Here is a 22262-nt window from a genome sequence, read left to right on the forward strand (position 1 = left end):
CGCCTAATGGTCCAGAGGCTCCGCCCCCTGAGGCGAATGGCGCAGCTTGGCCCAGCGGTTCAGCCACGCAAGACCCGCCAGTGCAAGCCCCAGTGCCAGCAGCGAGAACACCCGGATCAGACCACCCAGACCAGAGATGTCGATCAGGAACACCTTGGCCACCGCCAACCCGATCACGGCCAGTCCGGCCTTGCGCATCAGGTCGGATCGCCGTGCGAGCGACTGGTAGAACACCACCGCACCAATCACCAGCAAGGCCATTGTATAGGTATAAAGCTCGGGTTGCGTAACACCGTTGCCCTCATACATGCCCGCGGCCCCCTGCCAGACATGGCGGATCATCAACCCCAACCCTACTGAGGCCAAAACACCGACCAATCCCCAACACGCGCGCCGCAGCCACAGGGGCGTTACCCGGATCCGCCAGACAGAAAACCCAATGGTCAGAGCGGGCAGCAAATAGGCCACCGCTAGCGTGTTTAAAATCGGGAGCCCCAGAACCGGAGGCGCAAACGGATTAAGCAATGGGTTTGCATCAGCCAAGGCCTGTGCCAGACGCAACAGACCATGCCCGGCAAAAAACGCGGCCAACAGGTAGCGGGCATAATTCAGCTTGCCGCCCAACTCGAACCGCTGAACCTGCGCAAAGGCCAGCAGCAGCCAGATAACGGCCAGCAGCCCCAGCCCCCAATGGCTGTTGGTGGCGTTGCCATCGCCAAAACTCTGGAGCCAACGCTCCAGCAGCAGCGACAGCAATATCCCTCCGGTGGCCCAGGCTGCGCTTTCCAGCAACAGTGTTGCCACAGGACGGTCGAGTGGCCTGATCAGCAGCCACCCCACCAAGAACCCGATTGTAGACGCTGCATAGACTAGCGCCATCTCGGCAACGGGGGCCGTGCTGGCCCAGTCCAGACCCGGGTTCAGCACCAGCCGCACCGTAACGGTGAACACACCCACCCAAATAAACCAGCTCATCGGTGGTAGCGTGAACTTGCGATCCAGCGCAGCGGCCATGACAACCATCACGACCAGAGCCATGGTCAGGGCCGCCGAGCTCAGCACGATGACGCAGGCAAAGGACAAGCAGGACAGCGCGGAAAGTGTGGCCAGTGCCGGGCGCATCCGGTTGTCTCCATCGACACGCGCAAACCGTTCGGCAAATATGACCATCAGAACGCCCAGCGCAATTGCGTGCAGCGCCCATGGGTAGGCTCCGATAACCAAGGCCGGGTGCCATCCCACCTCAAGCGAAATCGCCAGCGCGGGCGCGAAAACGGCGGCTGCTCCGGCCCAGATCGCGGCGTAGGTTTGTGCACGCATTGATCGCCATGCCGCGGTGATTGAAATTACCGCGCCCAAAAGGATCAGTATGGTGACTACCCATGGGTAATCGGCCTCGGGCGTTTTGGCGTAGGTTTCGGAAAAGGCGCGCAGCACGACGCCATTGTCCAAGCCATGAACTAACACAAACCAGATTAGGCCCAGCGCGGGCAGTGCAACCGCATCCTGTAAGGCTTTGGCCCCTTGCCCCCAAAGCATCATGACCAACGTCAACCCTGATAACAGGGCGACGCCAAGCCAGAACTCATCAGAGCTGTCTGCCCAGTGTACTGCAACGATCGCCGAACTGACGGCCACCGCAGCGAAAGCAACGCGGGTTGGAAACTCTGGCCAGGCCTCCCCCTTTTTGCGCCAGATGATCGAAGTGATCATCTGCCCGCCATGATCCGGCCATATGCGCCTGACAGGGATGGCAATGGCCACCACGGCCAGAGCCATCACGCACATCAGATACGCCGCCTCAGTAAACGGCGCGGACAATACCAGCAGCAGGCAGGCGGAATACGCGCCGAACAAGGCTAATACCGAAACCCAAGCCCAACGCCTAACCGTGTCAATGCCCAGCCCCAGACCGGCGATCACGAAGAAATAGGCATAAAGCCAAGCCGGATTTTCGGATGTGCCGCCGACAACAAACGGGGCCGCGAACGCTCCGATCAAACCAATTGCGGCCAGCAAGGGGCCGTGAAACCAGCCCAGCACCAGCCCGACCAGCGCAACAAAGACCATCGCTGCCAGCGCGGCTTCGGGGCCGATCAGATCATAAAGCTGCCGGGCGGCCAGAATACCACCAAACAGAGTGACCAGCCCTGCCCCGGAAAACACCGAAGGCAGATAGGCCGTGGCAGAGGTTTCGTCGTCTCCGTATTTGCGCCGAATGCCCTCTCCGGCAACGATCAAGGCTGCGCCGAATAGCAACGCCGCGATCACCCGTGCAGATGGAGTTAGCAATCCGCTTTCCACGCCGTATTGCACCAAGAATATCCCTGCCAAAGCGAGCGACAAGGCCGAGACCGCATAAAACCAGTTCTCGCGCAGCCAGCTTGTCAGCGCCACAAAGCGATCTTCCCGGAACACCACGGCGGCTGGGGGTGTGTCCTCGGCCGGTGACTTGGGTGACTGCGCCTTGGCGGCGCTCCAGGGCGCAGGCTTCGACGTCTTAGCCGGCTTTTCGGTCGGTTTGCGCGGCTCGGGAGGCATCGCCCTAGGGTCCGTTGCGACCGCTTCTGCGCCTGCCGAGAGAATTTGCTTCTCCAATTGCTCAACGCGCCGACGCAGGCGTGTATGACTGACCAACAGAGCTATAATGGTCACCGGAATGGCCAGCACAATCAATCCGACAAGAACAAGTAAGGATTCCAAGGGGCTCTCCGAGTGGTTGCGATGTCAGGCTACCCGAGGCGCCCACTTGGCAACAGTCAGAAATCTCAGTGATTTCGTGGCGATGACGCTAAATCAAGTTCCAGCCAACCGCCGGGCGCGAGATCATCAACCAAAGAATGGTCAACACCGCCGCAAAGGCAGGAAACCCACAAACGAACCAGATGCGAAACAAACGGTGATAGGCCGGTGGTAGTACCTCAGCATTTTCAACTGCCGCACAGGCCAGCTTGCGCATCTGGACCTGCATCCACACGACCGGCAACCAGAAGAGCCCAGTGATCACGTACAGAACCAACGAAACCAGAAGCCATCCCTCAGTCAACGACCAGCCCAGTCGCCAGGCCAGCAAGCCGCCGGTCACCGGTTGTGCAATGACCGCAGTTGCGGTGAACACCAGATCGGCAAGCACTACGGTTCCAGCCGTTTGCGCGATGAAACGGGAATCACCGGTACGGTGCGCTACAAGCATGAAAAAGGCGATCCCGGCACCAGTACCCAGCAGGACGCAAGCCCCGACAATATGCAGCCATCGAAGGATCAGGTCTGGGTCCATCATCGTTTCTGCACCAAAGGCCATGCAACCAACGAGAGCATCATTACCGGCAGGATTTTGGTCAGCGGACCAAGCGGATCAAGCCACAGGGCCGGAGTCGCAAAACTGGCGGCAACTAGGTAGAACAGCGCGACGCCGAATTGCGCCAAACAAGCGTGTCCAGCCCATGGACGCCAGAGGATCGCAAGCCCCAGCGCGATGTCTACCACCGACCAAAACACCACGCTCAAAGTCGCCAGTATGACGCCCCAACCGGCATTTGTCAGAACCTCGGTCGCTTGAGACAAGCCAATGATCCCGAACACGCCTGACAGCAGCCAGAACAGGCTCAGAACCGCTACGACCATTGGCATCATTAAGGACATCCGTGCACTTAGCCTGTGTTCGCGCGAGCTGGTCAGACCGGCATACATCTGGTGCAAGGGCATCATGGACCGGCCGGTTGCGGCGCGATAGGGTTCCGGGTTCCCGACCACTCCACTTGCCATGATGGTCATTGCGTTGCTTCGCAAGGGCGAGCGCCAGCCCAAATGGCCCAGAGCATCCGCGCAGCGAGAAACAATGCGCGTTGCCCAATCAGGGACGTTCAATGTCACCCTCGCCGCTGGAAACCCGAGCCAACTGCGCGTTTCCGACAGAACCTCGGACAACGGAAAAGGGGCGTCCTCAACCAAATCGTAGCTGCCCTGCGGCAAATTTCCGGCAATGGTCTCGACCACAGCATCGCATAAGTCGGGCATACCCACAGATTGAACCGGTACTTTTGAATGCGCGATGGGCTGCACAAAAGGCACCGCCGCCAGCATTCGCAGCAATGCCGTACCGCCATAGTCTGACTGTCCGACGACCAGACCTGGCTTGAATATCCAAAGCGGCGCGCCGCAGGCCCGCAGGGCTGCCTCCCCAGCCGCTTTTGTGCGCATAAAGTCCGTATCGGCGATGGGGTCTGCACCGATTGCAGATATCTGCAACACTGCGATACTCTTTTGCGCACAGGCCTGCCCCAAAGCCGCGATTGCCGTATGGTGGACAGCCTCAAGATCATCTGCCGGACCATCCTGCAACGCGCCTGCACAGTTCACGACGCAATCGATCCCTGTAAGGGCGTTATCCCAATCCTCGGGCCGCGTACAGGCGCGCAAATCACCCAGGACTTGCTCGACATTTGGTAAAACTCGAGCCGCGGTTTTCTTGCTGCGCACAAACGCTGAAACCCGCGCACCCCTGGCCATCAATGATCGGGTAACGGCAGAGCCGATGAAGCCATATGCCCCTAAAACAAGAATGTTTTTATTTCCCAACGGCAATGGTCGCTCAATCACTTTAAGCTGATTTTCTCAGCCTAACGCACCTTTGAGCCAAGACCAGCCCATTGTCGCGTTCTGCGACAATCTCGGCCATTAGGGATGGAAGAGAGAGCCTACAAGATACGCTATCAAAGCCGCTGCGCCACCAATCACCAAAGTCTCTCCGCCAGATCGCCACCACGGAGACAAAGACCAGCGGCTTTTAAAGGCCCCGATGGCGAAGAAAACGCCCATGGTCATCCACGCCGAAATCGCGAATGCTTGATCGAGGGACAGCAGGAACGGCAACAGCGGCACCATTCCAGCAACAAGAAAGGCCAGAAACGTTGCCATCGCGGCCTTGATCGGATGGGGGTCGACGCTGCCCAGACCGTATTCACCCTCGATCATCAGGTTTATCCAATTGTCGTTATTGGCTGTGATCGCATCAGTGGCGTCCTCAAGCACTCGGCCCGATAGCCCTTTCTGCGCCAGAATCTCGCGCACTTCGCGGCGTTCGCCGTCAGGGTATTGACTGATGTGGCGCTCCTCGATGGCGCGAATTCGGCGGATATTGTCCAACTCGGCCTTGGTGCCCGAATAATTCCCCGCCGCCATCGAGAATCCGTCGGCCAGCACATTGGCCAGCCCCAATGCCACAATAATGAAGGGGGATAGTCCCGCCCCGGCGACCCCGGCGACAATGGCAAAAGTGGTGACCGACCCGTCAATGCCCCCGTAGACAATATCGCGCAGCACTCCGCGCCCCGGTGGCGCATTGATCCGCGCGGCGATTTCCTGCTGGCTGTGTCCGTGGTCGGTCATGGCTGGCTCCGGCATTGTTATGCAGGCCAGCAGACAGGTCGGCTTTGCGTTAAGTCAAGTTTTCGAAAACAAACCGCTGAGCGCACGTTTGACCATCCCGCGAGTCGAGGGCTTGTGACGCTCGGAAAATGGCAACGGACGGCAAACCTCCATCGCGGCCACTCCAACACGTGCGCTGAGCGCGCCGTTCACCAGACCCTCGCCAAATCGCCGAGAAAGCTTGCTGAGGACCGATCCGCCCAATACGGGTTCCAGCAGGTCGTCACCCACCGCCACGGCACCGGTTGCCACCAGATGCACAAAGACCGCACGGGTCAGGCGCCAACTGCCCAGAAATCCCGCGCGACCGCCGTAGATTTCAGCCACCCGGCGGATCATACGCAGAGAGGACGCCAGCGCCGTCACCACATCGGCCAATGCCAGCGGGACCAAAGCCGTCACCGTTGCAACCTGTCGGGCTGCGGCTTCGACCTCGCGGCTGGCGGCGGCGTCCAGTGAGGCCAGCAACTCGTCTTCGGCCAAGGCTAACAGGGTTGAAGCATCGAACTGCTCACCCATACGCTCGGCTAGGCGGTCACGGCCCCATTGGGTTTCGTCCCGCACTTTGTAAAAGGCAATCAGACGGGTGGTCACTGCGCGCGCCTGCGCCAGATCGCCTTCGGCCAGCGCGGCATCCGCTGCGCGGCGCATCCCGTCCACCCGCGACAGCCGCCCGATAGCGGCGATTTCCCGCACCGCAATGATCAGCGCAACCAGGACAAAAGCCCCCATCAGACCCGTCAAAACCCAGCCCAAAACGGGCGCGCGCAACATCAGAGACGTGACAAAATCCCAAGCGGCAACCGAAACCACCGCGCCGATCACGGCCAGCGCCAACCCCCAGAACCACCGCGACAGGGTTGAAGGTTTTCGGGCTGCAAGCCGGGCCGCAGCCTGCATCGCCTGCCCTTGCGGCTGCGCGATGTCCGGCACCGGGGGGGCTTGGGCGACGTCAGCGGCAGGCTCTTCCGCATCAAGATCAATCAGTACCGGACCTTTAGCCATCGACAGCTCCTTTCCGGTGCCAGACATATTCGATGTCGGGCAGGTTTTCATCGTTGCGCGCTCCGTCGCTGCGGGCAACCTCGGCGAACCCGTTGCGCTCATAGAACCGGCGTGCAGGTTGGTTGGCTTGAAAAGCAAACAAAGACAAACGCGTGCATCGGGACATGGCGTGCCTCAACAACCGCCGCCCGATCCCCTGCCCTCGGGCCGCTGGGGCCAGATACAGAGAATGAACCTCGGCTGCATTCAGCGCCAGAAATCCCACAACGCCGCCTTCGGTTTCGGCCACGGTGACCCAATCCTGATCAATCATCCGGCCACAAAAGGCGATGGTTTCAGCACGAGAATGCAATTCGGGCATCCAGTCGTTTTCACGGGCAAAGCCGTGCAGAATCTCTCCGATACTACCGGCATCCGTGGTGCGGGCGGGTCGAAGGGTTACGGTCACAGCCGGTCTCCGATCAGGAATTGCGCGGCGCGGTCCAGACGGATGTGGGGCGGGCCGTCGCCGGGCCGCAGGGTCAGGTGGGCCGGGGCAAACGCCATGAAACCGAAATCCTCGCCCAGCCAACTTTCCGCCCCATTACGCGCTGGTCCCAGCAGGTGGGCAGGGTCATCCGGCAGATCACCGGGGTAGAAGGCCGCCTGCTTACCATTCAGCAAAGTGCCGCGCACGCAGGGCAGCTCGGTTCCGTTATGGGTGCGCATCTCTTCGGTCGTCGCCCGCAGGGAGGCCAGAGACAACGCCGCCGTTTCCGCCCCGGCAAAGCTGGCGCGGTCGCGGGCATCACGCGTCAATGCCTCCATGATGTGCGTCAGACGCGGGTGCTGCGTGTGGTACAGGTGATCGGCCTTGGTTGCTGCAAACAGGATACGCTCGACCCGTTTGCCCAACAGCAACTGGCTGAGCCACGCGTTGCGTCCGGGCCGGAAGGCCGCAAGGATGTCCGCCATTGCGCGGCGCATATCCTCGACTGCCTGTGGCCCTTTGTGGATCGCGCCCAGCGCGTCGACCAGAACCACTTGACGGTCGATCCGGGCAAAGTGATCCCGGAAGAACGGCTTTACCACTTGTGACTTGTAAGCTTCGTACCGCCGCGCCATTTCGCGATGCAGGCTGCGCCGAGGGGCGTGACCTTCAACCGGTAATGGCGCAAAAGTCAGTGCCGGAGACCCCGCCAGATCGCCCGGCAACAGGAAACGCCCCGGCGTACAGTCATAGTAACCAGCATCACGCGCGTCTGTCAGGTAAGCTGTGAACGCCTTGGCCAACGCCTGAGCCGCTGGCTCATCATGTGCTGCGGTGGCATCAACAGCCTTAGCCTGCGCGATAAACGCTTTGGCTTCGCCCCGCCCGGATATGCGATCCAGTGTCTCAGCCGACCAAGCTTCGTAGGTTTTTTCCAGCAGCCCCAAATCCAGCAGCCATTCGCCCGGATAATCTACGATATCCAGATGGATAGTGCGCGGCCCCTGCAATCCAGCAAGCAACCCAGCCGGGCGCGCCTTGAACGACAGGCGCAGCTCCGACACGGCGCGCGTGCTGTCGGGCCAATGCGGCTGCGGGCCGGTCAATACGGCCAAGTGGTTTTCATAATCAAAGCGCGGCACCGTATCGTCAGGCTGTGGTTGCAAATAGACGGAATTGATCCGCCCTTCTTGCTGTGCGACCAGCCCGGGCATCCGCCCCCGATCCAGCAAGTTAGCGACCAGAGAGGTGATGAACACCGTCTTGCCCGAACGCGCCAAACCTGTGACGCCCAGTCGAATAACTGGCTCGAACAGTGCCTCGGACACGCGGTCGCCTACAGATTCGACGCCGCGCACAAGACTGTCTGCCAGGGATGAGATGACCAAACCGCCGCCCCGCTTTTATCGTTTCGCTCAAGATAGGTAGAGGACACGGTACTTGCCAGAGCTTTCCCACCCTTGCCCCCTTTTGCACAGCGCGTTACCAGCAGCCCATGCCTAGATACGCGTTGAAAGTCGAATACCAAGGGGAACCGTTTGCCGGATGGCAGCGGCAAAAGGAATTGCCATCCGTTCAGGGGGCAATCGAACAGGCCCTGTCGCGCATTCAACCCGGCGAGCACACCATTGCCGCCGCCGGGCGCACGGATGCGGGCGTTCATGCGCTTGGTCAGGTCGCGCATTGCGATCTGGTCAAGGAGTGGGATCCGTTTCGCCTGTCCGAAGCGTTGAACTATCACCTCAGGCCGCAGCCGGTGGCCATTGTCAAAGCGGCACGGGTGGACGAAGACTGGCACGCGCGGTTTTCGGCGCTGGAGCGGCAATATCTGTTTCGCATCCTGATGCGCCGCGCGCCTGCGACGCATGACGCGGGGCAGGTTTGGCAGATCAATCACCGGCTTGACGTCGATGCGATGCAAGCCGGGGCGGATATGCTGATCGGACGGCATGATTTCACCACCTTCCGCTCGTCCATCTGTCAGGCCGCCAGCCCGGTCAAAACGCTGGATGAGCTTCGGGTTGAGCAGGTTCAGGGCTTTTCCGGTCCCGAGGTGCATTTCCACGTTCGCGCCCGGTCTTTCTTGCACAATCAGGTGCGCAGTTTCGTAGGTACGCTGGAGCGCGTCGGTGCAGGCGCATGGACGCCTGATGATGTGCGGGATGCACTTGAGGCTGGAGACCGCGCTGCCTGCGGACCGGTATGCCCGCCGCAAGGCCTGTATCTGGCGCGGGTCGGCTACCCCGACCCCGTATTCGACTAGATCGCGCGCATCAGCAGCCCGCTGGCGACGACGACGACAACCAGCCCAGCAACCAGTTCAATCGTCGGAGCCAGCACGGACGCAAACCGAGTTGCGGATGCCGAGGCCAGCAAGCCACCGCGCAACCCGAATGAGGTCCAACCGACCAGTGTGGTCACCGTTGCCGTGCCCAACGCCATCGCAAACGCCCCCGCGATTCCGACCATGGCGATGCCCATCTGCCAAGTCAGGATGAGCACAAACAGCGCCCCGGTACAGGGGCGCGCGGCGATGCCTGCAATCAGCAGCAGAGCCTCGCGCAAACTGCCGACCTGCGCCACCTCTTCGGCTGTAGGACCATGGCGGTGGCCGCAATCCGCGCAGACCTCGCCGCCGAGATGATCGTCGTGGTGATGATGGTCGTGATGGTGGTGATGATCATGTTGGTGATGAGCCGTTTCGCTGCGGTGCCGTCGGGCAAAGCTGCGGAGCGCTCGGAAAACCAGCCACAAGCCAATCGCGGCAATCGCCCCATAGCTAATTGGGGCCATGACCTGTTCAGTCGTGTCCACTAGGCTGTCGCGCGACATCTGGAAAACCAGAACACCTGCATAAACCAAGACAATGGCCGTCACCGCCTGCCCCAAACTCGACAGCACACTTATCGCGGAAAGACGCCAAAACGCGACACTGCGGCCCAGACCATAACCGCCGATCAAAACCTTGCCATGGCCAGGGCCAATGGCGTGAAAGAACCCGTAGGCAAAACACACAGTCAGCAGAGTCGCGACGGCTTCGGATTGTTCAGCTCGCGCCGCCCGCAAGGCCCGTGCAATCTGGTTCTGAAACTCGCGCTGTTCACCCGCAGCCCAGGCGGCGAGGCTGTCAAAGCCACCGCTTCCCCAGAACCACAGCAGTAAACCGATGGCGATAGCGACCGGAACAATCAGGTATTTGGACATGAAACGAAAATCTCGGTGGCAAAGCTTTCCCCGACCAGCGGAATATCGTTTTCCTCAAGGTCGTAATTGGCGTCCAGCGTCCGCAGAAACGCCTGCATCTGCGCCAACTGCCCGTCAATGTCAGGCTCGATCCGGCTGATCTCGCAGGATGCAGGCCCAGACACGGTCACCGGACGGGTTACTTCGTAAGCTATGTAAAAGGTCTCATCAAAAGCCTTTGCGGTCAGCGCGGCGGCTGGCACGGCGCCACCCTCAACCGCACGCAGATGAGTCGTGATAATGCGCCCGTCCTCGGTAGTGGCGGTCGGCTCCATCGGGCCGGATAGGGACACCGGCGCGCCATCCGCGAAAACAACCAGATCGCCGTTATAGCCTTCGATCCATTGCGCATCGAAACCAGACAAGAACTGTTCTTCGTTTTCAGTCAGGATGCCATCAAAATCCTGATCCAGCTTCAATTCTTCAAGCGTGTATAACGAGTACAGCTCGTCATAGGCCCAAGTCACCCGAACATGGGTCAACTGGCCGGCCTCGTCCACGATGAACTCCAACCCGGTGTCAATATAGACATGCGGGTGTGCCAAGGCCGGAATCGGCAGGCAGCAAGTCAAAAGGGTTACAATCCAGCGCATATGCGAAAGATAGGGCCTCGGCATACGACCCGCAACGCGTTTCGCTTCGTCCACGCAGAAACCAGCCACAGAATCATGCAGGTGGAAACAGAACCAGCGTCTGCAACGCCGTCGCGACCGGCCCTTCGGTGTCATACAGCACAGACTGGGACATCCCGATCCCCGACGGCTGCCAATGGCATAGAGAGTCCGACGCCAGCCAGTCCGATACGGGCTCTCGGTGAATTTGCACCGTCAGGTCGGTGTTCATGAACCCCATCTCGGTCGTCGGTGCGTTCCATGAGATGCCATTGCCGCAGTCGGCCAGCGGACACAATGACTGGATCGGCGACTGTTCCTCTTGCTCCAAAAGCTTCGGAGTGCGCATCCATACCGTCTTTGGCCCGGCCCCTTGATTTCCGCCTTGCGGGTAAAGCACCTGAGAATAGTGGGCGAACCCCGGCAAGTCATGGCGCATCTCACCAATCGGGAACGGGCCGGTCACGGTGTCCTCCAAATGGGGCGGCGGCATCGTCACATTTGGAACCGGCCCCAGATCGCGTCTAACCAGATGCATCGTCGTGGCCCGCGCACAAAGCGTGTCGTCCAGATCGTGAACGGTCACGCGTGTCGTTGCCAAAGTCTTGGTATGGCGGGTTGTTTCCGCCGCCACACGTAACCCAGCCAGAGGCAACGGCCGGATCAGGTCGACCGTCAGACGGGTCAACATTTTCTCGGGTCCAACCTCGGTTTCCGCCGCGCGCACGATCAGGCCACTGACCGGCCCCGCATGGCAGTGATCGGCGGACCAGGGGCCGCGTGCAGGATCGTTGCCCACAAAGGCCCCATCGTCGCGCAGATGAAAATAGGCCTGCTGGGTCAGGTCCTGTGTACCGTTCATAGGCTGCCTCAAACGTTTTTTCTGCCCGCTCGATCCCACGACCGGGCTTTACCTTCGACCACAGAATGACTTAGCTGCAGTTACGATGTCCAGCCGGATGACGTGACGTCCTGACATTCAGAACCAAGCCAGATAGGGGGAGCACAAGATGGCATTGTTGATTGAAACCGGGCTGTCCGATTGGATAAACGACAGCGACATCGCGCAAGAGGTGCAGCGGCTATTTCCGGGAACGGATGTGCGCACATCAGAGACGCTGGGCAATCCCGACGACATCACGATGGTTGCAGTGGTTGCTTTGCAAGACGACCACCCCCAACGCCTACCCAACCTGCAACTGGTGCAAAAACTGGGCGCCGGGGTCGAGACCATCGTCAGCAATCCCCACCTGCCCGAGCATGTGCGCGTGACCCGGCTGAAACCAGATGCGCCCGCTCAGGGTATCGCTGAATGGTTTGTCGCCTATGTCCTGCGGCACCAACGCCACATGACCTATCACGAGGCCGCGCAGAGCCGAGCGGAATGGGCGCCCAAAGCACCAATTTATTCGCCTGATACCGTGGTTGGGGTACTTGGGCTGGGTCACATCGGCGCCCGCAGCGCCAAGATGCTGCGGGCGGTTGGCTTTCAGGTCATGGGCTGGAGCCGTTCACCCAAGCAGATTGAAGGCGTCACGTGCATGCATGGCGATGCGGCCCTGCCTGAACTGTTGGGCAAGTGTGACCATGTCTGCGCCATTCTGCCTTCTACCCCTCAGACCGTCGGGCTGTTCGACGCCGGGATGCTGTCGGCCATGAAGCCGGGCAGCCAATTACTGAACGCGGGGCGTGGCGACCTGATTGACGAGGTCGCCCTGATTGCGGCGCTCGACAGCGGCGCACCGGGGCACGCGGTGCTGGACGTGACCTCGACCGAACCGCTGCCATCCGACAGCCCTCTTTGGGCGCATCCCGGCGTGACAATCACGCCGCATGTCTCGGGCTGGCATCTGGGCGAGGCGCTGGCGGATGTAGGTGAGAACTTCCGGCGTCTGACCGCAGGCGATCCCCTTTTGCACGAGGTTGATCGGACCCGCGGCTACTAGGCACGAATTAAGGCGTCAGAATCCAGTTTCCGTTCGCATCGCGGCAGCGTCGGGTTCTGATTTCCCGGCTCTGCTCTGCTCCTTCGGGCTGAATGAAGTGCTGCAGATGAACGCAGTTGTCCCGGATATCTCTCACACGGATCGTACCTTTCGATCCCGTTTGATCGTTAACCCACGTTCTTTCTTCACCAACCCGTGGTGTACCGCCCGCCAACATTGCGGCTGAGGTGGCATTCAAGACTTCAAAATCTGCCGGGCTCAGGCCCATATCCGCAATGATTCGGGAAATCGTTTGGGCCTGCACGCTTGCAGCCGTCGCAAGTATCGCGGCTGCCACAATTGTAGAAGAAATCCAGGCTTTCATGATCGCCCCACCTTTCTGAAATAGATTTGCATTCAAGAATATACCGGCAGTGAACAAGGGCCAACCCCCGACAGGCGACCTTCAATTTGTCCTGAACAATCCAATCGCGAATAGGGCGCCAGAATTGTTGGCACATTCCACATACTACGGGAACACATGCCGCAACCCAGGTCAGGGCGCGCTTTTTGTCTGCAGGCTTACCATGCAGGCGCTTCCGGTATCTGCTCCTTGAAGATGTGGACAGGTGCATGCCGCTGTTTTTGCCCAAACGCCGACGAGAATTTGGTCATTTCCTACGCAGGGGTTCACAGAACCGATTGAATCTGGTGAAATAACCCGTGTTTTTAGCACTGGAGAATATTCAATGGCACTTCGCGGATCGATGCTGGCTCTGGCGGCAATAGTTGGCCTGACAGCCTTTGAGGCAACCCCGGTTGCCGCAAAGGAAGAAACCAGGTCGGTGTTTGTCATGAGCCGAACCTGGGCCGTGACGCAGGTCTCGGACTCACCGGTCATGTACCGCGCCACCCGAGACAACAACAACCTGAACCCCTTTGGCCCGCCGCCACGCCTGCGCACCATTCAGGCAATGGCAGCCATTCAGGCGGCAACCGGATGCAAGCCCATAAGGGCCAGCATGTATCAAAACATCTCGGGTCAGTTCTTCTCGCAGGTCAGTTGCAACTGATCCTGCGGCGAATGGGGCATTGAGGTCGGCGCAACCCGCTGCCATAGCTTGCGTATGAAACTCGCGATCAACGGATTCGGTCGTATTGGCCGCACGATCCTACGGCAGCTTCTGGCGTTGCCGTTGGGCAAAGATATTGAACTGGTTCTGATCAACGATATCGCGCCGCTGGAAACCTGTGCTTATCTTTTCAAGTACGACAGTACCTTTGGCCCTTACCCCGGAAACGTTGAGACCGATGGCGGGATTCTGATGGTTGACGGGCACACAATTCCTGTCACCCACTGCCCGGATTTGTCCCGCGTTGATCTGACCGGCGTGGATGTCCTGATGGATTGCACCGGCGTTGCGCGCACATCGGACGTGGCAGGTCAAGGGCTGACCGCCGGGGCGGGCAAAGTGTTGATCTCGGGTCCTTCACCGGCGACCGAAGTCACAATTGTTCTGGGGGCGAACGAAGATCAGCTGGGCAATGCGCGAATTGTGTCGAACGCGTCCTGCACCACAAACGGGCTGGCACCTCTGGTCAAGGTTTTGGACAGGATCGGAGGCATCGCTTCGGCCCACATGACAACAATCCATTGCTACACAAACAGCCAACCCATGGTCGACGCGCCACGCGGCGATCTGGCTCGGTCACGTGCCGGGGCGCTGTCAATGGTTCCCACCACCACCAGCGCCACGCACTTGATTGACGAAGTCATGCCGCACCTTGCAGGCCGCATCTCAGGTGCAGCGGTTCGCGTCCCAACCGCCAGCGTGTCGGCGGTAGACCTGGTGGCTACTCTTGACCGCAGCATGTCCGCCACCGAGTTCGAGGCAAAATTGCGCAAGGCCATCGCTAACTCCTCCGTTCTGGGCTGGACCGATCACCCACTGGTGTCGTCAGACCTGCGCACCCGGCCGGAATCACTGGTCATTGCGGGGCCGGAATTAAGGGTAACAGGTGATAGTCAGGTCCGCATTTTCGGCTGGTATGACAACGAATGGGGCTTTTCGGCACGTATGCTCGACGTCGCCCGCCTGATGACACGTCACTGACCCTGCGATACCGCAGCGTGCGGACTTGGACCTGAGCCATCGCCGCCTGCCAATGTTACATTTGCGGAACCCGAAGACCGCGACGCCACCATTCGCTGGTTCCACAATCCCGAGCCCCAGGATTGGGACTGGACGGGCACACAAACCGGTAATTTGGCACTGTTTTCGATAATTTCTTTCCCTGCGTGGAAACTGATGCTCTAACATGAATGTATCAACCGTCATTTTGCATAAGACGGCGATATTGATTTCGACTTGGGGCAGTTGGAGCCATTCGATGCGGGGAAGCAGGCCACGGGCCTTTGTTAAATTTTGCCTTCTCGGCGCGATTTTGGCCGCTCCGACCTCTCTGGCAGCCTTGGAGACAACGCTGAACGCGCCGGGTGCCCCGAAGGGGCTGGTCGAACGCATTGAGGAAACCTCCTCGGTTGCGACTGCCGAAAACCGGGGCCTGGATACACCGCTGGAAATTTTGTCCGCCGCCTTGTCGGATTACCGCACCATCGTTCAGATACTGTATGATGAGGGCTATTTCAGCCCGGTCGTCAGCATCAAGCTGGACGGGCAGGAAGCCGCGGACATGAGCTCGCTCACCGTGCCCAACACGATCAACCGTGCGGTTATCACAGTCAACACCGGGCCGACCTTCAAATTTGGCGAAGCTGTCGTCGCCCCTGTCGCGCCGGATACTGTTCTGCCCGAAGGTTTCGCGCCGGGCAAACTGGCCACAACAGGCGCCATACAACAGGCTGCATCTGCCGGAGTTCAGGGCTGGCGGGATGCAGGCCACGCCAAGGCCGCGGTCGAAAATCAAAGGGTCATCGCCCGGCATGCCCAGAACCGGCTGGATGCGCAGATCGACCTTGCGCCGGGACAACGCCTGACGTTTGGCAAAATGTTCATCAAAGGCGACACCGACGTGCGCCATCGTTCCATCGAAAAGATCGCCGGGTTCCCGTCGGGAGAGGTATACTCGCCCGCTCAAATCCAAAAGGTTGGTACTCGACTTCGGCGCACTGGCACATTCAGTGTGGTTTCAATCAAAGAGCATGAAACTCCCAACCCCGACGGCTCCCTGGACTTCGACGCTACATTCGAAGACATGCCCAAACGTCGCATAACACTCGGCGGTGAGATTGCCTCGAACGCGGGGCTGGACCTGACCGCGACCTGGACCCATCGCAACGTATTCCGTCGCGCCGAGCGGCTGAGGTTCGAGGCCGCGCTGCGCAACATTGGTGGCACCGAAGATCTGGACGGTCGTATTGGCCTGCGACTGGACCAACCCGACAGGCTGGGACCGGATGACAACACCTTTTGGAGCGCGTTGCTGGAACGGCGTAATACCGACAACTACAACGTGACCATAGCTTCGTTGGCATACGGTGCACGGCGCACTTTTTCCGACCGACTGTATGCCGAAGCCTCGGCCGGCTTTCAGTGGTCGGACGCGGATGACGCCTATGGAACAGGGCGCAAGTTCCGATACTTCATCATTCCGGTTCGGTCGGAATGGGATGAACGGGACAGCAAGGTCAGCGCGACTCGCGGGTTTTATCTGGATTCCCAGGCAATGCCTTTCGTTGGGTTTTCAGGCACGGACAACGGCATTCGGTTGTTTTTTGACGGCCGCGGGTACACCAGCCTGAATACGGGCGGGCGGATCGTACTGGCGGGCCGCGCACAATTGGGATCGGTGATTGGACCCGCAGCAAGTGACGTGACACCCGATTTCCTGTTCTTTTCGGGCGGGGCAGGCACGGTACGCGGACAGCCTTTCGAAAGCCTCGGCATTCCGGTGAATGGCGGTATCGCAGGTGGCAAATCCTTTGTGGGCCTATCCGGTGAGGTGCGTGGAAAGATCACAGACACGATATCGCTTGTCGGTTTTTACGACTTCGGTACGGTGGACACGTCATCCTTTATCGGCAGCGATGCAGAATACCATTCGGGTGCCGGTCTTGGGGTAAGGTACGATTTGGGCGGATTTGGCCCCTTGCGCCTTGACCTTGCCTTGCCGGTTCAGGGCGACACGGGCGACGGGTTGCAATTCTATATCGGGATCGGACAGGCGTTTTGATACGGCAGTATTCATATCCGATAATCACCACGGTGCTGTTCCTGACTGCGCCGCCCGCCATTGCGCAAGAGGATGACGGCGGCAGCAGTATGCTTGAGCGTTTCTTGCAGGACACGCTGTCAGGGGATGATCAGAACGTAACCATCACGGGCCTTCAAGGGGCGCTGAGCGCACGTGCCACGATACAAGAGATCACCGTGGCAGATGATGAAGGCGTCTGGCTGACCATCAAGGACGCCGTGCTGGACTGGAACCGGCTAGCCCTGATCCGGGGAAGGTTTTCCGTCAATGCCCTCACCGCGCAAGAAATCGACGTCGCCCGTGCGCCCGGTACCACTACCAAGGATACCCCGCCACCGTCGGCTGAAACCGAGCCCTTTCAACTGCCCGAACTACCCGTCTCAATCGAGATCGGAGAGATTCGGATAGATGAGATTTCGCTGGGCGAACCTCTGGTCGGTGTCGCCGCTGATCTTTCGGTGACGGGAAATCTGTCCTTGGCCGATGGCACACTGGACACCAATCTGGATGTTACCCGGCTGGACCGCGCTGGTGACGAGGTCAAGCTGACCGCTGGCTTCCAGAACTCGTCGCGCGAGATCAATCTTGATTTGCAGGTCAATGAGGCCGTAGGCGGGCTGATTTCGACCGCGCTGAAAATCCCTGACAGCCCGCCAATCGGCTTATCTGCCAAAGGTGCCGGACCTCTGACCGACTTCACGGCCGATATCGCGCTGAGCAGTGATAACCAGCAGCGGGTTACCGGGCAGGTTCAACTGCGCGCCGCCGAAAGCGGCGCGGCGGACGGGATTGCATTCACCGCCGATCTGGGTGGTGATTTGACCCCGTTCATGGCCGAGGATCTGGACCCGTTCTTTGGTCCGAACACGCGGCTGTTCGTCGACGGCCAGACCAAGCCGGAAGGGGCGCTGGAAATCCCCGAACTGGAACTGACGACGCAAGCCCTAAACCTCAAGGGCGAACTGCAACTGGCCGAAGGTGGCAGCTTGCAACTGGCGGCCCTGCAAGGCCGCATTACCCCGCCCGATGGGCAAACCGTCGTGCTGCCGGTTGCGGGCGGAGACACCTCGATCGAGGCGGCACAGATTTCTGCGCTGTTCGACCAGAAGAACGGCAACCTTTGGGATCTGAGCCTGACGGCAAATGCGTTTCAGTCCCCGCAAGCAAAGCTGGACACCGCTCGGATCACGGCGCAGGGCACTTTGGAACAAGGCGACATGCTCGCTGTGCAGGGTGACCTTCAGGCCATTGTCGACGGCATCGACCTGAATGACCAGGGGGTGAACTCGGCTCTGGGCGACCGCATCACCCTGGACGGTCAGTTCGATTACGGCACCGATCAGACCTTGAACCTGAGCGGGTTCGAACTGGTGGGGACCGACTATACGCTGGCGCTGGACGCATTGATCGACGGGCTGACCAGCGGCTTAACCGTTGACGGGTCGGCCACGCTTGAGGCATCGGACCTGTCCCGGTTCTCGGAAGTGGCCCAGCTTGATCTGGGTGGGTCGGCCTCGGCCCGGGTCGACGGCAAAGGCTCACCCTTGGAAGGGAGCTTTGACGGCAAACTGGTTGTCGAAGGCCGCAATCTGGTCACAGGCCGAGACGACATCGACCCCGTTATCAAGGGTGAGACCACGATCACACTGGACGGCAGCCGAGGCAGCGATGGCATCACCATTCGCGAATTCGACCTGAACAGCGAAGCCGCACAAGCGCAGGCCAGCGGAGATGTCACGACGCCGGATGGCAATTTGACCATCGACGGACAAGCCAGCGTGAATGCGCCCGATCTGGCCGTGTTTTCCGGTTTGGCCAAGCGCGAGCTTGGTGGCGCCGTGCAAGCCGAGATAAACGGCACAGGTACTGTGCAGACGCTGGAATTCGACGGCACCGCCAGCCTCATCGGACAAGATATCCAAACCGGAATGTCCGACGTTGATCCCTTGCTGACCGGCAGGACTACGGTCAATTGGGACGGCGCGCGCACCGCCAACAGGATTGAAATTCGTCAGGCAACAGTCAATGGCACGGCACTGACCGCGCGGGTCGCGGCAACGGTTGACGATCCCGCTGGCGATCTGTCGGTGGACGGCAACGCCAGTGTAGATACCCCTGATCTTTCGCTGTTCTCGGGCCTCGCCAAACGCGACCTGAGCGGCTCGGTATCCGCCAATCTGCAAGGAAACGGAAATCTCGCTGACCGGATTTTTGACATCAAGGGCGACCTAAGCGCCGATGACATCAAAACCGGCATTGAAATGGTCGACAAACTGATCCAGGGCCGCACGACCCTGCAGGTCGATGCCGCCAAGGGGGACGAACTTGTCGATGTCCGCACCTTCCGCCTGCGCGGCACAGCCTTGTCGGCCACCGCTTCGGGCAAGTTGGATCGTGAGGCCGGAGGGCTGAACTTTACAGCCCAGCTCGACGACCTATCTCGCGTTGTTGCATCAATGTCCGGGCCACTTACACTGGACGGGAATGTGGCCCCGACCGGTTCGGGGCTGGACGGAACCGTCAAGCTGAGCGGGCCGGACAGTTCTTACGCAGCGGTGACTGGAGTGGTCGGCACAGACGGCTCTGCAGATTTGGACTTCGACGCAAAGCTGAACAAGATCGAACGTTTCGCCCCTGAATTTCCCGGCACCATAGCCGCGACTGGAAACGCCAAGCGCAACAAAGGCGTCTGGACAATCGACGGGTCGGCGAACGGCCCCGCCGAGATCAGCAGCACAATCGCGGGCACTTTTGATGAGGCCACCGGCGAGGCGGATATGCAAGCGCAGGGTGGTATCAACCTTGGTATTGCCAACATCTTTATCTCGCCCAACAAGATCGAAGGATCGGCCCGGCACAATCTCAGGCTAAAGGGCCAACCCGAACTCAGTTCGCTGAGCGGCAGCATCACCACCTCGGGGACGTCGCTGGCCATCCCGGATATCGGACAGACCATCACAGGCATCAGCGGATCGGTCGAACTGGCGCAAAGCCGGGCCACAATCTCGTTGAATGGCGGAATGCGGGCCGGTGGCAGCTTTACCGTATCTGGTCCTGTGGACCTGACGCCGCCGCTCAATGCGAATATTGTTACCCGACTCAATCAACTCGTGATCACGGATCAGCTGTTATATGAGACCATTCTGAACGGCGAGATTGCCGTGACCGGTGCACTGGCAGGCAACAGTGCTATTTCCGGGCAAATCACTTTCGAAGAGACCAATATCAACCTCGCGGCCGCAGCAGGTGCCGTCGGTGCCGCTCCGATCCCGGAAATTGAGCATATCAACGAAAGCGCCGCCGGTTTCCAAACCCGCGAACGCGCGCGGCTAGTGGTTGAAGAAAGCGCACAGAAGAGCGACTCGCGCATCGCATTGGATATCAGCTTGCTGGCACCCAAAGCTGTTTTTGTGCGCGGTCGTGGTGTGAATGCCGAGCTCGGTGGTAATTTGTTTATCGGCGGCACGACGGCCTCGGTCGTTCCATCCGGCCAGATCGAATTGATCCGGGGTAATTTTGACATCCTGGGCCGGAGGCTCGCCCTGACCAAGGGTCTTGTGACACTGCAAGGTGACCTCAAACCGTATATCGAGTTCGCGTCATCAACCAGTACGTCAGATGGAACGGCGACAATCGAAATCTCTGGTCCGTTGGATGCGCCCGAAGTCGATGTTTATTCTGACCCCGAACGCCCTGCAGAAGAGGCGTTGGCCATGTTATTGTTCGGCAACCGTTTCTCGGAATTGTCGCCGTTCGTCATCGCACAAATGGCGGCCTCGCTTGCCCAGCTTAGCGGAGCTGGCGGTGATGCGACCAAAGGCGTACGGGAGGCCACCGGACTGGATACAATCGACGTTGGAACTGCCGAAGGTGGCGGAGGTGTTCTGGGTGCAGGTACTTACCTCAGCGACAATTTGTACACGGACTTCAGCGTCAACACCGAAGGTGACACCGAAGTAAACCTGAATCTGGACGTCACCGAAAGCTTTACTGTGCGGGGCACAGTGGACGGACGTGGGGAAACCGGTCTCGGCGTGTTTTTCCAGCGGGATTATTAAACACTCCGCCTGATACCTATCGGCTGACCAACCTGTGGCGCGGGGTCCAGCGTCACGTGATCTCGGACCATTCGCCCCATCCGCGCAACCGCCCAATCCGGGTAGGCGACCGCGCGTCCGGTCGTGTGGCTGACATTCATGAACAGCGCCTCTTGCGTGGCACAGATCTCACCATCTTGGGTTAGCATCTGCGCAAAGTAGTGGCCGCGTTTATGATCTGCGTCCAGCATGCGAAAGCGGAACCAAAAGGGTTCGCCCTGCTGCAGTTCGCGTAAGAAGTTCATACTGGATTGAAGGTCATACGGCCCCTGCCCCAGTGATTTGACCTGTGGCTCACCCAAGCCCAGATGGTCAACCAACAGCTTCTCAAGACCCGTATCAAAAGCTACGCCATAGTAGCCCACATTCATGTGGCCGTTATAGTCGATCCACTCTGGCAAAACCGAGAAACCCCGAATTTCGACTGGTACATCATAAGGGCCGTCATGCCCACTGAGCGGTTCAGACATCGGCGTCCTCCTCGAAAATCGCGACGGCACGCACGAAGCCGGCCGACGCCCCTTTGATCTTGAACGGAAAGCACGAGATATCGAACCCCGTCGGCGGCAAGCCTTCCAGATTAGTCAGCTTTTCCATGTGGCAATAGCCAATATCCATCGAGGCCCGGTGCCCCTCCCATATGATCGACGGATCGCGTGTCTCCGCATATTCCAGAGCCGTCAGCGCAAAGGGCGCGTCCCAACTCCAGGCATCCGTACCGGTGACCCGGACGCCGCGTTCTGTCAGATACAACGTCGCTTCGCGCCCCATGCCGCAGCCCTTCATTAGATAGTCGGGCTGCCCGTATTGTGTGCCAGCTGCGGTATTCACGACCACAATATCCAGTGGTTGTAGTTCGTGCCCGATCCGCTTCAGCTCGGCCTCGACATCTGCAGCCGACACCACATAGCCATCGTCAAAGTGGCGAAAATCCAGCTTCACACCGGGGTTCATGCACCATTCCAGCGGGACCTCGTCGATGGTGATCGCCCGCTCACCTTTGTTCATCGTAGAATGGTGGTGATAGGGCGCATCCAGATGGGTGCCGTTGTGGGTGGCAATCTGAAGCCGCTCGATGGCCCACCCTTCGCCACCGGGCAGGTCCTCTTTCTGTAACCCCGGAAAGAAGGACATGACCTGTTCCGCGGTCTGGTCGTGGTTCATGTATTCAATCTCGGGCAACATGATCGGCGGGTCGGACACGATGCCCATTTCCAAGGGAACGGAAAGATCGACGAAACGGCGGGCCATGCAAACCTCCTCCTCCACG

The 22262-nt window shown here is 59.7% G+C and carries 19 protein-coding genes; 6 read left to right on the forward strand and 13 right to left on the reverse strand.

Translation table 11 applies throughout. The features are described 5' to 3' along the window. Window positions 1–3: 3 nt before the first annotated feature. From ACR0LN_RS06710 to ACR0LN_RS06740, 7 genes are all read right to left on the reverse strand, one after another. The gene (locus ACR0LN_RS06710) at window positions 4–2703 is read right to left on the reverse strand and encodes a DUF2339 domain-containing protein (RefSeq protein ID WP_480428561.1); all 2700 of its coding nucleotides are present in this window, start codon (window positions 2701–2703) and stop codon (window positions 4–6) included. An 88-nt stretch (window positions 2704–2791) separates the two neighbouring features. After that, on the reverse strand, window positions 2792–3277 hold the full coding sequence (locus ACR0LN_RS06715) for a DUF2269 family protein (RefSeq protein WP_480428712.1): 486 nt from the start codon (window positions 3275–3277) through the stop codon (window positions 2792–2794). Beyond that, window positions 3277–4599, reverse strand: coding sequence for an SDR family oxidoreductase (locus tag ACR0LN_RS06720; protein WP_480428562.1), 1323 nt, complete (start codon window positions 4597–4599; stop codon window positions 3277–3279). Before ACR0LN_RS06720 ends, ACR0LN_RS06715 begins: the two co-directional genes overlap by 1 nt. Window positions 4600–4677: 78 nt before the next feature. Next, on the reverse strand, window positions 4678–5388 hold the full coding sequence (locus ACR0LN_RS06725; RefSeq protein ID WP_480428563.1) for a VIT1/CCC1 transporter family protein: 711 nt from the start codon (window positions 5386–5388) through the stop codon (window positions 4678–4680). 54 nt (window positions 5389–5442) lie between these two features. Then, window positions 5443–6432 (reverse strand): YcjF family protein, encoded by a 990-nt coding sequence (locus ACR0LN_RS06730; protein ID WP_480428564.1) that lies wholly within the window; start codon window positions 6430–6432, stop codon window positions 5443–5445. Then, complete coding sequence (locus ACR0LN_RS06735) at window positions 6425–6880, reverse strand: N-acetyltransferase family protein (RefSeq protein WP_480428566.1); 456 nt, start codon at window positions 6878–6880, stop codon at window positions 6425–6427. The genes ACR0LN_RS06730 and ACR0LN_RS06735 overlap by 8 nt, the downstream gene beginning before the upstream one ends. Beyond that, complete coding sequence (locus ACR0LN_RS06740) at window positions 6877–8289, reverse strand: YcjX family GTP-binding protein (RefSeq protein ID WP_480428567.1); 1413 nt, start codon at window positions 8287–8289, stop codon at window positions 6877–6879. The genes ACR0LN_RS06735 and ACR0LN_RS06740 overlap by 4 nt, the downstream gene beginning before the upstream one ends. 107 nt (window positions 8290–8396) lie before the next feature. Between ACR0LN_RS06740 and truA the strand changes: the two genes are divergently transcribed. Next, complete coding sequence (gene truA / locus ACR0LN_RS06745) at window positions 8397–9164, forward strand: tRNA pseudouridine(38-40) synthase TruA (RefSeq protein WP_480428568.1); 768 nt, start codon at window positions 8397–8399, stop codon at window positions 9162–9164. On the opposite strand, the gene ACR0LN_RS06750 is transcribed toward truA, so the two are convergent. The 3 genes from ACR0LN_RS06750 to ACR0LN_RS06760 are packed head-to-tail and all read right to left on the reverse strand — an operon-like array spanning window position 9161 to window position 11617. After that, entirely contained in the window at window positions 9161–10105 is a 945-nt protein-coding gene (locus tag ACR0LN_RS06750; RefSeq protein WP_480428569.1) for a nickel/cobalt transporter, read from the reverse strand. The genes truA and ACR0LN_RS06750 overlap by 4 nt on opposite strands. Beyond that, on the reverse strand, window positions 10090–10806 hold the full coding sequence (locus ACR0LN_RS06755; protein ID WP_480428570.1) for a DUF1007 family protein: 717 nt from the start codon (window positions 10804–10806) through the stop codon (window positions 10090–10092). The genes ACR0LN_RS06750 and ACR0LN_RS06755 overlap by 16 nt, the downstream gene beginning before the upstream one ends. 4 nt (window positions 10807–10810) lie before the next feature. Then, a complete protein-coding gene (locus ACR0LN_RS06760; RefSeq protein WP_480428572.1) occupies window positions 10811–11617 on the reverse strand; it encodes a thioesterase family protein in 807 nt (268 codons plus the stop codon). 148 nt (window positions 11618–11765) lie between these two features. Between ACR0LN_RS06760 and ACR0LN_RS06765 the strand changes: the two genes are divergently transcribed. Beyond that, a complete protein-coding gene (locus tag ACR0LN_RS06765) occupies window positions 11766–12701 on the forward strand; it encodes a 2-hydroxyacid dehydrogenase (RefSeq protein WP_480428573.1) in 936 nt (311 codons plus the stop codon). A 7-nt stretch (window positions 12702–12708) separates the two neighbouring features. On the opposite strand, the gene ACR0LN_RS06770 is transcribed toward ACR0LN_RS06765, so the two are convergent. Beyond that, entirely contained in the window at window positions 12709–13065 is a 357-nt protein-coding gene (locus ACR0LN_RS06770; RefSeq protein ID WP_480428575.1) for a hypothetical protein, read from the reverse strand. 364 nt (window positions 13066–13429) lie between these two features. Between ACR0LN_RS06770 and ACR0LN_RS06775 the strand changes: the two genes are divergently transcribed. The 4 genes from ACR0LN_RS06775 (at window position 13430) to ACR0LN_RS06790 (ending at window position 20953) form a co-directional block, all read left to right on the forward strand. Beyond that, window positions 13430–13753 (forward strand): hypothetical protein, encoded by a 324-nt coding sequence (locus ACR0LN_RS06775; RefSeq protein WP_480428577.1) that lies wholly within the window; start codon window positions 13430–13432, stop codon window positions 13751–13753. 54 nt (window positions 13754–13807) lie between these two features. Further along, entirely contained in the window at window positions 13808–14794 is a 987-nt protein-coding gene (locus ACR0LN_RS06780; protein ID WP_480428578.1) for a type I glyceraldehyde-3-phosphate dehydrogenase, read from the forward strand. A gap of 277 nt (window positions 14795–15071) precedes the next feature. Beyond that, window positions 15072–16874: an autotransporter assembly complex protein TamA gene (locus ACR0LN_RS06785; protein ID WP_480428580.1), complete on the forward strand. Its 1803-nt coding sequence runs from the start codon at window positions 15072–15074 to the stop codon at window positions 16872–16874. Further along, complete coding sequence (locus ACR0LN_RS06790) at window positions 16871–20953, forward strand: translocation/assembly module TamB domain-containing protein (RefSeq protein ID WP_480428581.1); 4083 nt, start codon at window positions 16871–16873, stop codon at window positions 20951–20953. Before ACR0LN_RS06785 ends, ACR0LN_RS06790 begins: the two co-directional genes overlap by 4 nt. Here the strand turns inward: ACR0LN_RS06790 and ACR0LN_RS06795 are convergent. Beyond that, entirely contained in the window at window positions 20950–21462 is a 513-nt protein-coding gene (locus ACR0LN_RS06795) for a thioesterase family protein (RefSeq protein WP_480428583.1), read from the reverse strand. The two genes, ACR0LN_RS06790 and ACR0LN_RS06795, sit on opposite strands and share 4 nt — an antisense overlap. After that, window positions 21455–22243 carry a cyclase family protein gene (locus ACR0LN_RS06800; protein WP_480428584.1) on the reverse strand — a complete coding sequence of 263 codons (789 nt, stop codon included), beginning with the start codon at window positions 22241–22243 and terminating at the stop codon, window positions 21455–21457. The genes ACR0LN_RS06795 and ACR0LN_RS06800 overlap by 8 nt, the downstream gene beginning before the upstream one ends. Window positions 22244–22262: the final 19 nt, after the last annotated feature.

The organism is Ruegeria sp. AA6, from assembly GCF_056542865.1.

Coding starts and splice junctions, on each gene's coding strand:
- ACR0LN_RS06715 (WP_480428712.1), bottom strand. CDS start 3,277: ATGGACCCAGACCTGATCCTTCGATGGCTGCATATTGTCGGGGCTTGC.
- ACR0LN_RS06725 (WP_480428563.1), bottom strand. CDS start 5,388: ATGACCGACCACGGACACAGCCAGCAGGAAATCGCCGCGCGGATCAAT.
- ACR0LN_RS06730 (WP_480428564.1), bottom strand. CDS start 6,432: ATGGCTAAAGGTCCGGTACTGATTGATCTTGATGCGGAAGAGCCTGCC.
- truA (WP_480428568.1), top strand. CDS start 8,397: ATGCCTAGATACGCGTTGAAAGTCGAATACCAAGGGGAACCGTTTGCC.
- ACR0LN_RS06750 (WP_480428569.1), bottom strand. CDS start 10,105: ATGTCCAAATACCTGATTGTTCCGGTCGCTATCGCCATCGGTTTACTG.
- ACR0LN_RS06760 (WP_480428572.1), bottom strand. CDS start 11,617: ATGAACGGTACACAGGACCTGACCCAGCAGGCCTATTTTCATCTGCGC.
- ACR0LN_RS06765 (WP_480428573.1), top strand. CDS start 11,766: ATGGCATTGTTGATTGAAACCGGGCTGTCCGATTGGATAAACGACAGC.
- ACR0LN_RS06770 (WP_480428575.1), bottom strand. CDS start 13,065: ATGAAAGCCTGGATTTCTTCTACAATTGTGGCAGCCGCGATACTTGCG.
- ACR0LN_RS06775 (WP_480428577.1), top strand. CDS start 13,430: ATGGCACTTCGCGGATCGATGCTGGCTCTGGCGGCAATAGTTGGCCTG.
- ACR0LN_RS06780 (WP_480428578.1), top strand. CDS start 13,808: ATGAAACTCGCGATCAACGGATTCGGTCGTATTGGCCGCACGATCCTA.
- ACR0LN_RS06785 (WP_480428580.1), top strand. CDS start 15,072: ATGCGGGGAAGCAGGCCACGGGCCTTTGTTAAATTTTGCCTTCTCGGC.
- ACR0LN_RS06795 (WP_480428583.1), bottom strand. CDS start 21,462: ATGTCTGAACCGCTCAGTGGGCATGACGGCCCTTATGATGTACCAGTC.
- ACR0LN_RS06800 (WP_480428584.1), bottom strand. CDS start 22,243: ATGGCCCGCCGTTTCGTCGATCTTTCCGTTCCCTTGGAAATGGGCATC.